The organism is Geodermatophilus sp. SYSU D00758 (assembly GCF_054049955.1).
In genome coordinates this window covers 13,985-27,871 of record NZ_JBJGYK010000056.1, presented here as the reverse complement: position 1 = coordinate 27,871, position 13,887 = coordinate 13,985, and the positions used below count along the sequence as shown (strand labels likewise).

Genomic DNA, 13,887 nt, shown 5'->3' with positions numbered 1-13,887 from the left:
GCCCGCGGCCCGCTCCCCGGGCGGGGGCCGGCCGCGGGCGGGGCGGGCGGGGCGGTGCCTACTGCTCGGGCTGCTGCGCGGGCTGCTGGACGGGCTGCTCGGCCTTCTCGAACGACGGGGACGGCGTCCCCGGGCCGATGGCGCCGGCCGCGCCGGTGCCGCCTTCGACGGCGGTCTGCCCGCCCATCGAGGCGCGGATCTGGTCCAGCCGCGAGGCGCCGGCCACGTCGAGGGTGGCCTTCTCCACCTCGAGCATCCGGCCCTCGACGGAGCTCTGGGCCAGCTCGGCCTGGCCGAGGGCGTTGGCGTAGCGGGCCTCGATCTTGTCGCGGACCTCGGACAGGCTCGGGGTGTTGCCCGGCGCGGAGAGCTCGTTGACCGACTTCATCGAGGCGGCGACGTGCTCCTGCATCTTGGCCTGCTCGAGCTGGCTCATCAGCTTGGTGCGCTCGGCCAGCGTCGTCTGCAGCCGCATCCGGCTCTGCTCGACCGCCCCGCGGGCCTGCTCGGCGGCCTGCAGCGCCTCGTCGTGACTGCGCTTGAGGTCCTCCATCGACTGCTCGGCGGCGACCAGCTGGGTGGCGAAGGCCTGCGCGGCGTTCTCGTACTCCGCCGCCTTCGCGGCGTCGCCCTTGGCCCGCGTCTGGTCGGCGAGGACCAGCGCCTGGCGGGCGGAGGCCTGCAGCTTCTCCACCTCGCCGAGCTGCCGGTTGAGGCGCATCTCGAGCTGGCGCTGGTTGCCGAGGACGGCGGCCGCCTGGTTCGCGAGGGCCTGGTGGCGCTGCTGCTCGGCCTCGATCGCCTGGGCGATCTGGATCTTCGGGTCCGCGCGCTGGTCGATCTGCGCGTTCGCCGAGGCCGTGAGGTACTTCCAGAACTTCACGAACGGGTTGGGCATGTGCTCCTCCTGCTCCGCGCGGGTCGTCCGCGGCCGGGCTGCCGGTCCGGCGGGCCGCAGCGGTCGTCGTCGTCCTCCATCGTCCCAGGTGCGGTACCCCCCGAGCCACCAGGGAGACCCCGGAGCGGTCCCCCGATAGGGTCGGTCCATGGCGGGCGGCGACGCGGTCCTGAGCGTCCTGGGCGAGCTGGTGGTCGACCTGATCCCCGATCCCGACCCGGCCTCGGACCCGCTGGGCACCGCACCCCGCTACGTCGCCCGTCCGGGCGGGAACGCGCTCAACGTGGCGGTGGCCGCCGGCCGGCTCGGCGTCCCCGTCCGGCTGCTCGCCCGGCTCGGTACCGGGCCGCTGGCCGCGGGCCTGCGCCGGCACGTCGAGCTGGCCGGCGTCGACCCGGGCGGGCTGGTCGTGGCCGGTGAGCCGGTCAGCCTGGCCGTCGTGGGGCTGGGCCCCGACGGCTCCCCCGACTACGGCTTCCACGTCCTCGGCGCGGCCGACTGGCAGTGGACCGACGACGAGCTGGCCGCCGTCCTGCCGGCGGCCACCGCCGTCCTGCACGTCGGGTCGATCTCGAGCTGGACCCCGCCGGGCGGCGAGGCGATCGCCCGGCTCGTCGAGCGGGTGGCGGCCTCCGGCCGGGCGCTGGTCAGCGTCGACCCCAACATCCGGCCGATGCTGGCCGAGGGGCCCGTCGGGACGGCGCTGGGCAACACCGCCGCCGACGTGCGGGCCCGGCTCGCGCGGCTGCTGGCGCACGCCGACGTGGTGAAGGTCAGCGCCGAGGACCTCGCCTGGCTCGAGCCCGAGGCGCTCGGCGACCTCGACGCCGCCGCCCAGCGGTGGGCCGCACGCGGCCCGGGGCTGGTCCTGCTGACCGACGGCGGGGCGCCGCTGCGGGTGGCCCGCCCCGGCCGGCCGCTCGTGCACCGCGAGCCGCCGCGGGTGACCGTGGTCGACACCGTCGGCGCCGGTGACTCGCTGGCCGCGGGGCTGTTCGCCGGCCTGCTCGACGCGGGCGTCACCACCCGCGCGGCCCTCGACGGGCTCGACGAGGACCGGCTGCTCGCCGTGGTCGACGACGCCGCGCTGGTCGCCGCGCTCAACTGCACGCGCCCGGGCGCCGACCCGCCGACCCGCGCGGAGCTGGCCGCGGCCCGGCGGTGACCCCCGCCCCCACCCTGGTGGCGCTCTCGGACCTCTCCGCCGGGGTGGTGCGCGCCCGGCTGCTGGCCGCGCACGACCGGTTCTGGGGCGTCGACACGCGCGCCCGCCACGACCCCCTGTGGTTCGACCAGTTCGGCGGGTTCGGCGTGCTCGCCCGCAGCGCGGGCGGCGCGGACGTCGGCTACCTGCTCGGCGTGGTCACCACCGACCGCCTCGCCGTCGTGCACCTGCTCGCGGTCCGCGACGACGTCCGCCGCCGCGGCCTGGGGCGCGCGCTGGTCGGGTGGTTCGCCGACCTGGCGGCCGGCACCGGGGCGCGCGTCGTCCAGGGCGTGGCCCGGCCGGAGGACACGGCGGCCCTCGGCCTGGCCGCCGCGCTGGGAGCGCACCCGCACCCGGCCCCGGACCGCGAGGGCCCGGGGCAGGACCGGGTGGTCCTCACCCGGTCGCTGCGCGCCTGATCAGCCGCCGACCCGATCAGCCGTCGAGCAGCCAGACCGCGGTGTCCGGCGGGAGGCGGTCGCCGACGTCCGCGCTGGTCAGCACGACCGCCCCGCCCTCCGGGAGCGGGACCGGGGCGGAGGACAGGTTGACCAGGCACCGGAAGCGGCGACCGCGGCGGAAGGCGAGGACCTCCTCGCCCGCCTCCAGCCACGTCAGGTCCTCGCCGGCCAGGTCGGGCAGCTCGCGGCGCAGCCGGAGGGCGGTGCGGTGCAGCCGCAGGGTGGACACCGGGTCGGCCTCCTGCGCCTCCACCGTCAGCTCCGACCAGCCGGCCGGCTGCGGCAGCCACGGCTCGACGCCGTCGGCGCTGAACCCGAAGGGCGGTGCAGCGCCCGACCAGGGGATCGGCACCCGGCACCCGTCCCGCCCGCGCGCGGTCCGCCCCGACCGCTCCCACGTGGGGTCGGCCAGGACGTGCTCGGGGAGGTCCTCGACCTCCGGCAGCCCGAGCTCCTCCCCCTGGTACAGGTAGGCCCCGCCGGGCAGCGCGAGGGTCAGCAGGGCGGCCGCGCGGGCCCGCCGCAGGCCGAGGGCGAGGTCGGCCGGTGCGCCCGGGGTGTCGAAGCCCATGGTCGCCGCGCCGCTGTCGACCCGGCCGAACCGGGTGACGTGCCGGGTCTCGTCGTGGCTGGACAGGACCCACGTCGGCGGTGCGCCGACCGGTCGCAGCGCGTCGAGCGTCCCCTGCACGACCTCGCGCAGCCGCCGGGCGTCCCAGGGGGCCTTGAGGTAGTCGAAGTTGAAGGTGGTGTGCAGCTCGTCCGGCCGGACGTAGCGGCTCAGGCGGTCCGGGCCGTTGACCACCGCCTCGGAGACGAACAGCCGGTCACCGGGGTAGGCGTCGGCGATCCGCCGCCACCGGCGGAAGATCTCGTGCACGGCGTCGACGTCCCAGTGCGGGTTGTCCACCCAGTCGCTCGAGGCGAACAGCGCGCCGGGCGCGTGCCCGGCGTCGGGCAGCCCGGGGACCTTCGCCATGGCCGGAGCGGCGTCGACCCGGATCCCGTCGACGCCGCGGTCCAGCCAGAAGCGGAGCACGTCGTCGAACTCGGCCCGCACCGTCTCGTGCGCCCAGTCCAGGTCGGGCTGCTGCGGGGCGAACAGGTGCAGGTACCACTGCCCCGGGCGGCCGTCGGGCTCGCGCACCCGCGTCCACGCCGGACCGCCGAAGGCGCTGATCCAGTCGTTCGGCGGGAGTTCCCCGCCGGCCCGGCCGTCGCGGAAGAAGTAGCGGTCGCGTTCCGGTGCGCCCGGCCCGCCGGCCAGCGCGGCGACGAACCACGGGTGCTGCTCGGAGGTGTGGTTGGCGACGAGGTCGACGACGAGGCGCAGGCCGGCCGCGTGCGCCTCCTCGATCAGCGCGTCGACCTGGCCGAGCGTGCCCAGCCTCGGGTCGATGTCGCGGTAGTCGCTGACGTCGTACCCACCGTCGGCCAGCGGTGACGGGTACCAGGGCGTGACCCACACGGCGTCCACGCCCAGCCCGGCAAGGTAGGGGATCCGGGCCCGCAGCCCGTCGACGTCCCCCACCCCGTCGCCGTCGGAGTCCTGGAAGCTGCGGAGGTACACCTCGTAGACGACCGCGTGCCGCCACCACGGTGGCGGGTCCGGGAGGGCCCCGGTGGGCATCGCGCGCTCCCGTCGGTGCGTCGGTGTCCGGGCGCGCGGACGGCGCCGGGGCCGCCTGGGCCCCGGCGCCGTCCGCGGGGCTCAGGCCGCGCCGGCCCGGTGCGCGCCACCGGAGGGACCCGGCGACCCGCTCGGTTCGCCGCTGATGGTCTGCCCCTCGCTCTGGGCCTGCTGCACCTGCTCCTCGCGGTCCTCGACGGCCATCTGCGTCAGCCGCGCCCCGGCCTCGGCGTCCCGGGTCAGGTTGTCCCCGGTCTGCGGGTCGAAGACGTGCAGCTTCCGGGCGTCGAGCCAGAAGTCGGCCTCCCGCCCCTCGCGGATCCGGCTGGTCGCGTCGATGGAGACGATCGCCTGCGTGCGCAGCTCCTCGGAGTCCAGCTCCTTGGACAGGTCCCGCAGCTGGTCGCGGATGGCCTCCGGCGCGTCGTAGGGGATGTAGGCGTACTGCGAGTCACCCAGCCACTCGGTGACGTCGACCGGCGCCCGGAACACCGAGCCGTGCGGTCGCTTGGCCTCGTCGACCAGGCTGGCGTCCTCGAAGTACTCGGGCCGGATGCCGACCAGCAGCACGTCGCCGCGGCCCTGGACCTTCGCCAGGCGGGCCTCGTCGAGGGTGATCTCGGCGAACGGGGTCCGCAGCTTGTCCCCCTCGAGCGTGGCCGGCAGGAAGTTCATCGGCGGCGAGCCGATGAACCCGGCGACGAAGAGGTTCACCGGCTGCTCGTACAGCTCCCGCGGGGAGGCGACCTGCTGGATCTTCCCCTTCCGCAGCACGCACACCCGGTCCCCGAGGGTCATGGCCTCGGTCTGGTCGTGGGTGACGTACACCGTGGTGATGCCCAGCCGGCGCTGCAGCCGGGAGATCTCGGTGCGCATCTGCCCGCGCAGCTTGGCGTCGAGGTTGGACAGCGGCTCGTCGAAGAGGAACGCCTCGGCCTGCCGGACGATCGCCCGGCCCATCGCCACGCGCTGGCGCTGACCACCGGAGAGGTTGGCCGGCTTGCGCTCGAGGTGCTCGTTGAGCTCGAGGACGTCGGCCGCCTCGGTCACCCGGCGGCGCACCTCGTCGTCCGGGGTCTTCGACAGCCGCAGCGGGAAGGCGATGTTCTCGTAGACGGTCATGTGCGGGTAGAGCGCGTAGTTCTGGAAGACCATCGACAGGTTGCGGTCCCGCGGGGCCAGGTCGTTGACCCGCTTCCCGCCGATCACCATGTCGCCGCTGGTGATGTCCTCCAGCCCGACGATCATCCGCAGCAGGGTCGACTTCCCGCAGCCGGAGGGGCCGACCAGGATCATGAACTCGCCGTCGGCGATGTCCAGGCTGACGTCGTTCACGGCGGGGAACCCGTCGCCGTACTGCTTGACGATGTTCTTCATCTCGATGGAGGCCATCAGATCTCGTCCTCTCGGGAGGTCGGAGGGAAGCGCAGCACCGGGGTCAGCCCTTCACGGCGCCGTTGGTGAGACCGGCGACGATGCGCCGCTGAAAGAGCAGGACCAGGACGACGACGGGGATGGTGACGACCACGGCCGCGGCGGCGATCGCCCCGGTCGGGTCCTCGAACTGCGAGGCGCCGGAGAACAGCCCCAGCGCCGCGGGCACCGGCCGCGCCGCGCTCGTCGACGTGAGCGAGATGCCGTAGGCGAAGTCGTTCCAGGCGATGAAGAAGGCGATGATCGCCGTGGTGAACACGCCGGGAGCGGCCAGCGGGACGATCACCTTGCGGAACGCCTGCCAGTTGGTCGCGCCGTCGACCTGGGCCGCCTGCTCCATCTCCCACGGGATCTCGCGGAAGAACGCCGACATCGTCCAGATGGAGATCGGCAGGGTCAGGGACAGGTACGGGATGATCAGCCCGGGCCAGGTGTCGTACAGCCCGATCTGCCGCCACAGGTTGAACAGCGGCGTGACGATGGAGATGACCGGGAAGATGGCCACCGCCAGCGCCGTCGAGAGGATCAGCGTCTTGCCCCGGAAGTCCAGCCGGGCGATCGCGTAGGCGGCGAACATCGCGAGGATGCACGAGATCGCCGTGGCGATCAGGCAGATCCCGAAGCTGTTGCGCAGCGCCGGCAGGAAGAGGTCGCTCGCCGTCCCGGTGATGATCGTCGTGTAGTTCTCCCACGTCGGGTTCGACGGCAGGAACTGACCGTTGAAGATGTCAGCCGGCGCCTTGAACGACAGGGACACGATCCAGGCGATCGGGAACAGGCAGTAGATGACGATGAGGATCCCGCCGACGATCCACCAGGTCTTCTCCCGTCGAGACATCTACTTGTCCCCTCTCGCCTGCGACAGATCGACTCGGAACCCCTTGATGAAGCTGAAGGCGATGAGCACCACCGAGAGGAACAGCAGCACCGAGACCGCCGACCCCAGCCCGATCTCCACGCGGGCGATGGTCTGCCGGTAGGCCAGGAACGAGACCGACTCCGTCCCGTTCGCGCCGGCGGTCATGATGAAGATGCTGTCGAAGATGCGGAACGCGTCCAGGGTCCGGAACAGCAGGGCGACCATGATCGCCGCCTTCATGTTCGGGATGGTGACGCGGCGCATCCGCTGCCACCAGGTCGCCCCGTCGACCTTGGCGGCCTCCTGGAGGACCTCCGGCACCTGGGCGAGCCCCGCCAGCAGCAGCAGCGAGATGAACGGCGTGGTCTTCCAGATCTCCGCCAGGCAGATGATGGCGATCGAGGACCACTGGCCGCCGAACCAGTCGGTGGTCTCCGAGATCCCCGGCACCCAGTTGAACCAGCTGTTGACGAAGCCGGTGTCGATGTCGAAGGCGAACTGCCAGGCGAACGCGGAGACGACCGTGATGACCGCGTACGGGATCAGGATCGCCGCGCGGACCGCGGGGCGGATGGCGCTCAGCGCCTTGGCCATCACCAGGGCCAGGGCGAACCCGAGGACCAGTTCGACCGCGACGGTCACGACCGTGATGACGACGGTCACCCACAGGGACTGCCACCACAGGCCGTCGGTGAGGACGACGGCGTAGTTGCTGAGCCCGGTGAAGGACCGGTTCTCGGGGTCGGTCAACCGGTAGTTGAACAGGGAGTAGTAGACCGCCTGGAGGATCGGGTAGGCGGTGACCAGGAGCATGACGAGGAAGGCCGGGCCGGCCAGCATCCACCCGAGCCTGCGCTCGGCGCGCGACCGGTCGCTCAGCCCCCTGGGCGGTGCCGAGACCGGCTGGGTCTTCTCCCGGGGTGGGAGTGTCGTCTGGGTCATAGCAGCTGCTCTCCTGCCAGGACGGCCTCGATCAGGGCCTGGGCCTGCTCACCGGTCTGGGGACCGACCGCGGACGGCGGGTGGTACTCGCGCTGGAGGGCTCCGGAGACCTCGCTGTAGTAGGGGGTCTGCGGCCGGGGCGCGGCCAGTTCGAGGGACTCCCGGATGGTCTCGGCCATGGGGAACACCTCGAGGACCTCGGGGTCGTCGTACACCGCGGCCTTGGCGGCCGGGTTGCCGTTGGTCACGAAGTAGTAGGACTGGTTCTCCTCCGAGACGATGCACTCGGCGGCCTCGTAGGCGGCGTCGACGTTCTCGCTGAAGGCACCGACGGCGATGCTGATGCCGCCGAGCGGAGGCGCCGCGTCCTTGTCCTCGTCGACCCGGGGGTACACCGCCCACCCGTAGTCGTCGGGGACCGACTGGTCGAGCGTGCCGGCCTCGACGGCAGCCAGCGCGCGGGGCCAGACGAAGGGCCAGTTGACCTGGAACCCACCCTGCTCGCTCTCGAACTCCGTGGCGCTGGTGTCCTCGCTCGAGGTGGAGAACGCCGGGCCGACGGCGCCGGAGGTGGCGACGTTGTTCATGACCTCGGCCGCCCGGTCGGCCTCCGGCGTGGTCAGGCCGAACTCGATCCCCGTGGGGTCCTCCGGCGAGTTCTCCTGGATGACCGAGCCACCGGCGGACTCGATGAGCGCGTTGAGCCAGACCACGAGCGACTCCGATCGCCGCCCCTGGGCACTCAGGATCACGTCCTGGTCCTGGGCGGCCTGGACGAGCTGGTCCCAGGTCACCGGCTGGCTCATGTCCAGGCCGGCGGCCTCGGCCACCGACTTCCGGTACCAGAGCAGCTGGGTGTTGGCCCAGAACGGGAGGGCGACGAGCTCGTCGTCCCAGGTCGACTGCTCGATGGCGCTCCGGACGACGCCCTCGGTGGCCCGCTCGGCGACGTCCTCGGGCACGGGCGCGAGGAAGCCCGCCTGGGCGAACTCCGGGATGTAGGGCGGGTCGAGGCTCATCAGGTCGATCGAGCTGTCGTTGGCCGCCAGCCGGCGGACCAGCTGCTCGCGCTGGGCGGGCGAGTCACGGGGCAGCTGGGAGACGTTGATGGTGTAGGCGCCACCCGAGGCCTCGGTGCAGCGCTGGGCGATCTCCGCCTGCCCACCGGAGTCGGGGTTGATGTACCAGTTCAGGACGTTGGCGCCGCCACCTTCACCACCGCAGGCGGTGAGCGTGGAGGCGAGCACGAAGGCGCCGGCCATGCCACCGAGCGCCCGTCGGCGGGTGGGGAGGACGCGACCACCCGGCGGCGCCCCGTTGCCTGTTCTCGACACGAACATCGCCTCCGTTGGCGAGGAGTCTGCGATCACCGCGGTCTGCCTAACGTGGCCCAGGCCACAGGGGCTGTCAACTCGAACGAGACCCCGCCGTGACGCGCTGCTGACCTGCGTCTACCCGGGTACCGGAACGGATCAGGTGCGCCGCGCGATGACCGACGGCGTCGTCATCTCCGCGGGGGTCCGCGCCAGCACGTTCTCGACGTACGAGCGGGTCGCCTCCGTCGTCCCGACGTCCCTGCCCTCGCGCTCGGACAGGAACCAGCGGTGCTCGAGCACCTCGTGGAAGACCTCGGCCGGTTCCAGCCGGCCGGCGAGTTCCGCGGGGATCGCGTCGATGACGGGGCGGTAGACCTCGGCCAGCCACCGGTAGCCGGCGACCGTCTCGGCGACCGGTGCGCCGCTCTTCTGCTCGAGGTAGGCCCGGAAGGAGCGCAGGTCGTTGAGCAGCCGGCGGGCCTGGTTCTCCTGCACCTCCAGCCCGGTGAGCCGGAAGAGCTCCCGCCGGTTCTGGCCCGGCTCGGCGACCCGCGTCTCGACCCGCAGCCGCGCCCCCTCGGCGTCGGTGATCAGCTCGACCTCCCCCACGTCGAAGCCGAGGTCGTTGAGCCGCTGCAGCCGCTCGATGACGCGGTAGCGCTGCTCGTCGGCGGTGAAGACCTCCTCGCGGGTCACCTCGTCCCACAGCGCCTCGTAGCGCACCGGGAGGCTGTCGGCGACGTCGATCGGGTCGACCTCGGCCGGCAGCAGGTCGCCGGCGCGCAGGTCGAGCAGCTCGGCCCCCACCCGCTCGCGGGCGAGGTCCACGTCGTAGTGGCGCTGCCCCGTGGACAGCCGCGGGTGCCGCTCGGCGGTCTCGGCGTCGACCAGGTAGGCGGCGAGGGTGCCCGCATCGAGCCGGAAGAGGGTGTTCGACAGCGAGCAGTCGCCCCAGAAGACGCCGGCCAGGTGCAGCCGCACGAGCAGCTCCACCTGGGTGTCGAGCAGGGCGTCGACCGAGTGCCCGTGGGTGGGGCGGGAGAACAGGTACCGGTAGGACATCGAGTACTCGAGGTAGCGCGTGACCAGGATGGCGTCCTGGCCGTCGGGCCGGTCGACGCAGATGCCGAGGACCGAGACCGACGGCAGGCCCTCCTCCTCGAACTCGCCCAGCAGTGCGTACTCGTGCCGGGCCAGCGGCTCGGGGATCTCCTTGAGGGCGAACACCTGGCCCTGCTCGGCGACGAAGCGGACCACGTGCCGGGAGATGCCGCGCTGGGGGACCTCCAGCAGCAGGGCCGGGTCCCACTCCTCCAGCGGCTGGTGCCAGGGCAGGGCGAGCAGCCCGGCTCCGTCGGTGCCCGGCGGGCGGAACAGGTACCGCACGGCGACCTCCGTTGGTGACGCGCAGCAGCCGCGCCGCCCCGGCGGGCGGCGGTCCCCACCCTGCCACGCCGCCCGGAGCGGCGCTCAGAGCCCCGGGACGACCGGTCCCCCGGCCACGAGCGCGGACAGCCGGCGCGCCTCGGCCTGCCGGGTGGCCCGGCACCCCGGCTGCAGGACGAGCGCGGCGAGCCAGCGGGCGACCACGGCCGCGGCCACCGGGTCGGTGCCCAGCACGCCGGCCAGGCGGGTCACCACCACGGCCCACCGCTCCGGGGCCGGGGCGAGCACCCCGGTGAGCGTGGCGGGGTCGTCGGCGGCCAGGCGCCGCAGCACCGGGTGGCCGGCGACCTCCTCGGCCAGAGCGGCCAGCGCCGTCCCGGGCGAGAGCTGACCGGCGGCGAGGTCCTGGAGCCGGTCCAGCTCGGCGGCCAGCAGCGCCCGGGCGACGTCGTCCTTGGTGCGGAAGTGGTTGTACAGCGTGCCCTTGGCCACGCCCGCCGCGACGGCCACGGACTGCATGGTGCTGCGCCGGAGGCCCTGCTCGGCGAACGCGCGGGCGGCCCCCTCCAGCAGGCCGGCCCGGGTGCGGCCCATCGCGTTGCCCGCCCGGGTGCGGGCACCCGGGACGTGCGCGGGCGGGCGCGGGACGGCACCGCCGGGGAGCGTCCGACCGGGGCTCGACACGGTGTCCTGTCTGGCACGGGTCGGCGACCCGGTCAAGCAGGACCTGGCCCCCGCGTGTCGCGGCTCAGGCGGCCAGCGACACCGCCTCACCCCGACCGCGCGACGCGCGGGCGGGCGCCGGCCCGCCGACCAGGGCGAGCGCGGGCTCCTCGGCGGTGGCCACCGCGGCGCCGGCCTCCTCGGCGACGGTCGGCTCGGCGGGGGCGAGCGGCCGCACGCCGCCGTCGGCGTGCCGCAGCTCGCGGCTCACCTCGGCGAGCAGGTCGGCCAGCTCCACCTCCAGGGCGTCGCAGATCGAGGCCAGCAGTTCGGAGGAGGCCTCCTTCTGGCCGCGCTCGACCTCGGAGAGGTACCCCAGGCTCACGCGGGCGGCGCCGGAGACGTCCCGCAGCGTGCGGCGCTGGCGCAGCCGGTGGCCGCGCAGGGTGCTCCCGAGCTGGGTGCGCAGCAGCGTCATGGCCGTCTCCTGTCCTGCCGGTGCGGGGTACGGCGGCTCCTCGAGGGCGCCGTGCGCTCACGGTACGCGGCACCCCCGACGGGCACCGCGCCATCCCGGGCGCGTCCGCTCAGGGCGTAACGCCCCGGGCCGATCGACCCTTCCCCGTCGTCGCGCCGGCTGTCTGCCGACCTGCGCCGCCCCGAGCCCGCGAGTGCCGGGGGGCAGGGCGGCCCCGTCCCGGGGCCCGTCCCGGGCCTGCGAGGGGTGGGGAGGACGGTGGCCCCCTGCAGGGCCCCGGCGCGAGCTCGCGAGTGCCGGGGGGCAGGGCGGCCCCGTCCCGGGGCCCGCCCCGAGCTTGCGAGGGGTGGGGAGGACGGGGTCCCTTCTCAGGCGGCGGCGTCGCTGCGGGACCCGCCGGGCCGTCCCGCCGCCCGGCGGGCGGCGGCCGCGCGCATCGCCCGCGCGCTCGTGCGACGCAGCACCAGGGCGCGCCAGACGTAGTCCAGGCCGGTGAGCACGGTGAGCACGAGGGCCGCGGCCATGACCCACCAGCGCGCGGTGGCCAGCGCCCCCTCGAGCGGGAGGATGTAGAGCCCGATCGCGAGGGCCTGCATCACCGTCTTGGCCTTGCCGCCCCGGCTGGCCGCGATCACCCCGTGCCGCAGCACCCAGAACCGCAGCAGGGTCACCCCGATCTCGCGGACCAGGATGACCACCGTCACCCACCACGCGAGCAGGGACAGCACGGAGAGGCCGATGAGCGCGGTGCCGGTCAGCGCCTTGTCGGCGATCGGGTCGGCGAGCTTGCCGAACTCGGTCACCTGGCCCCGCCGCCGGGCGATCATCCCGTCGTAGCGGTCGGTGATGATCGCCAGGCCGAAGAAGAGCGTCGCCCAGTAGCGCCGGTCGTCGTCCATCCCGCCGTCGGTGAGCAGCAGGACGGCGAAGACCGGCACCACCGCCAACCGCAGGACCGTCAGCGCGTTCGGCAGGTTGAGCACCCGCGTCGACGCGGGGGGGCTGGCGGCCGGGTCGGCGGGTGGGGTCATGCGCGCACCGCGGGCACCAGCGCGGCGGCGACCAGGTCGACCCCCTCCGTGCCGACGACCTCGGCGGCCACCACCCGGCCGGGGACGGCGTCCGCCGGCACGCCGGTGACCGTGGTCGTCCCGTCCGACTCCGGGTCCTGGTGGGCGCTGTGGCCCAGCCACACCCCGGGCCCCTCGTCGGCGGAGAGGTCCTCGGTGAGCAGCACCTCGACCCGCTCGCCGATGCGGTCCTCGGCGCGCTGCGCGGTCAGCTCCTCGACCAGGTCGGTGATCCGGCGGACCCGCGCGTCGATCTCGGCCCGGTCGAGCTTGCCGCCCAGGCCGATCGCCTCGGTGCCCTCCTCGTCGGAGTAGCCGAAGACCCCGACCGCGTCGAGGCGCGCGTCGGTCAGGAACCGCTCGAGCTCGGCGACGTCGTCCTCGGTCTCCCCGGGGAACCCGAGGATGACGTTGGTGCGGAACCCCGCCGTCGGGGACAGCGCGCGGGCCCGCTCGATCAGCGCGAGGAAGTCGTCGGTGCCGCCGAAGCGGCGCATCCGGCGCAGCAGCCCGGGCGAGGAGTGCTGGAAGGACAGGTCGAAGTAGGGCGCGACGCCGTCTGTCGCGGCGATGACCTCGAGGAGGTCGGGGCGCAGCTCGGCCGGCTGCAGGTAGGCCACCCGCACGCGGGCGACGCCCTCGATGCCGGCCAGGCGCGGCAGCAGGCGCTCCAGCGACCGCAGGTCGCCGAGGTCCTTGCCGTAGGACGTCGAGTTCTCGCTGACGAGGACCAGCTCGGTGACGCCCTGCCCGGCCAGCCACTGGGCCTCACCGAGGACCTCGGCCGGCGGGCGGGACACGAACGAGCCCCGGAAGGTGGGGATGGCGCAGAAGGCGCAGCGCCGGTCGCAGCCGGAGGCCAGCTTGAGCGCCGCGGAGGGGCCGCCGGCCAGCCGCCGGCGCTGCACCCACCCGTGGCCGGGGATGGCCGGGGCGTCCTCGGCCGTGGCCGCCGCACCGCGGGCGACCGGGCTGATCGGCAGCAGGGTGCGGCGGTCGCGCGGGTCGTGGGGCACCAGCGACCGGTCGGCGAGGACGTCGTCGAGGCGGTCGCCGATCGCGGCGTAGTCGTCGAAACCGAGCACGGTGGCCTCGGGCAGCGCCCCGGCCAGCTCGGAGCCGTACCGCTCGGCCATGCAGCCGACCGCGACCACCCGGGCCCCGGAGTCGGTGGCGGCCAGGATCGCGTCGACCGAGTCCTTCTTCGCCGACTCGATGAAGCCGCAGGTGTTCACCAGGACGGCGTCGGCCCCGTCGGCGTCCTCCACGAGCCGGTAGCCGTCGGCGGCGAGCCGGCCGGCCAGCTCCTCGGAGTCGACCTCGTTGCGGGCGCACCCGAGGGTCACCACCGCCACGGTCCGGGCAGGGTCGGGCGCAGCGCTCACCGGTCCATCGTAGTCGGCGCCTCCGGCGCGGGCCGGGGACGCGACGGGCACCCGCGACGGCGGCCCCTCCGGCCGGGCCCCGGCACGAGCCTGCGAGGGGCGCGGAGGACGGCGGCCCCCTTGCCGGCCCCGGCACGAGCGTGCGGGTGCCGGGGGGG

General features: G+C 74.3%; 13 protein-coding genes. 2 read left to right on the top strand and 11 right to left on the bottom strand.

The window, feature by feature from the left end; genetic code table 11:
* Nucleotides 1-58 precede the first annotated feature (58 nt).
* On the bottom strand, nt 59-898 hold the full coding sequence (locus ACI8AC_RS23385) for a PspA/IM30 family protein (protein WP_456900248.1): 840 nt from the start codon (nt 896-898) through the stop codon (nt 59-61).
* Nucleotides 899-1,046: 148 nt separating this feature from the next.
* On the opposite strand from ACI8AC_RS23385, the gene ACI8AC_RS23380 reads away from it, so the two are divergent.
* Together ACI8AC_RS23380 and ACI8AC_RS23375 are read left to right on the top strand one after the other, a co-directional pair.
* Nucleotides 1,047-2,063 (top strand): carbohydrate kinase family protein, encoded by a 1,017-nt coding sequence (locus ACI8AC_RS23380; RefSeq protein ID WP_456900247.1) that lies wholly within the window; start codon nt 1,047-1,049, stop codon nt 2,061-2,063.
* Nucleotides 2,060-2,524: a GNAT family N-acetyltransferase gene (locus ACI8AC_RS23375; RefSeq protein WP_456900246.1), complete on the top strand. Its 465-nt coding sequence runs from the start codon at nt 2,060-2,062 to the stop codon at nt 2,522-2,524. Before ACI8AC_RS23380 ends, ACI8AC_RS23375 begins: the two co-directional genes overlap by 4 nt.
* Before the next feature lie 16 nt (nt 2,525-2,540).
* Here ACI8AC_RS23375 and ACI8AC_RS23370 read toward each other — a convergent pair whose 3' ends face one another.
* The 10 genes from ACI8AC_RS23370 to ACI8AC_RS23325 all read right to left on the bottom strand — a co-directional run bounded on the left by ACI8AC_RS23370 (nt 2,541) and on the right by ACI8AC_RS23325 (nt 13,729).
* Entirely contained in the window at nt 2,541-4,196 is a 1,656-nt protein-coding gene (locus ACI8AC_RS23370) for a glycoside hydrolase family 13 protein (RefSeq protein ID WP_456900245.1), read from the bottom strand.
* 81 nt (nt 4,197-4,277) lie between these two features.
* The gene (locus tag ACI8AC_RS23365; RefSeq protein ID WP_456900244.1) at nt 4,278-5,588 is read right to left on the bottom strand and encodes an ABC transporter ATP-binding protein; all 1,311 of its coding nucleotides are present in this window, start codon (nt 5,586-5,588) and stop codon (nt 4,278-4,280) included.
* 46 nt (nt 5,589-5,634) lie between these two features.
* Nucleotides 5,635-6,468 carry a carbohydrate ABC transporter permease gene (locus tag ACI8AC_RS23360; RefSeq protein WP_456900243.1) on the bottom strand — a complete coding sequence of 278 codons (834 nt, stop codon included), beginning with the start codon at nt 6,466-6,468 and terminating at the stop codon, nt 5,635-5,637.
* Nucleotides 6,469-7,431, bottom strand: a complete 963-nt coding sequence (locus ACI8AC_RS23355) for a carbohydrate ABC transporter permease (protein WP_456900242.1) — start codon at nt 7,429-7,431, stop codon at nt 6,469-6,471. It abuts the gene before it with no gap.
* Complete coding sequence (locus ACI8AC_RS23350) at nt 7,428-8,693, bottom strand: extracellular solute-binding protein (protein WP_456900241.1); 1,266 nt, start codon at nt 8,691-8,693, stop codon at nt 7,428-7,430. Before ACI8AC_RS23350 ends, ACI8AC_RS23355 begins: the two co-directional genes overlap by 4 nt.
* 210 nt (nt 8,694-8,903) lie before the next feature.
* Nucleotides 8,904-10,133 carry a DUF4032 domain-containing protein gene (locus ACI8AC_RS23345; RefSeq protein ID WP_456900240.1) on the bottom strand — a complete coding sequence of 410 codons (1,230 nt, stop codon included), beginning with the start codon at nt 10,131-10,133 and terminating at the stop codon, nt 8,904-8,906.
* Between the two features lie 84 nt (nt 10,134-10,217).
* Nucleotides 10,218-10,817 carry a TetR/AcrR family transcriptional regulator gene (locus ACI8AC_RS23340; protein WP_456900239.1) on the bottom strand — a complete coding sequence of 200 codons (600 nt, stop codon included), beginning with the start codon at nt 10,815-10,817 and terminating at the stop codon, nt 10,218-10,220.
* A gap of 64 nt (nt 10,818-10,881) precedes the next feature.
* Nucleotides 10,882-11,274: a helix-turn-helix domain-containing protein gene (locus tag ACI8AC_RS23335; RefSeq protein ID WP_456900238.1), complete on the bottom strand. Its 393-nt coding sequence runs from the start codon at nt 11,272-11,274 to the stop codon at nt 10,882-10,884.
* 368 nt (nt 11,275-11,642) lie between these two features.
* A complete protein-coding gene (gene pgsA, locus ACI8AC_RS23330) occupies nt 11,643-12,305 on the bottom strand; it encodes a CDP-diacylglycerol--glycerol-3-phosphate 3-phosphatidyltransferase (RefSeq protein WP_456900237.1) in 663 nt (220 codons plus the stop codon).
* Entirely contained in the window at nt 12,302-13,729 is a 1,428-nt protein-coding gene (locus ACI8AC_RS23325; RefSeq protein ID WP_456900236.1) for a MiaB/RimO family radical SAM methylthiotransferase, read from the bottom strand. The genes pgsA and ACI8AC_RS23325 overlap by 4 nt, the downstream gene beginning before the upstream one ends.
* Nucleotides 13,730-13,887: the final 158 nt, after the last annotated feature.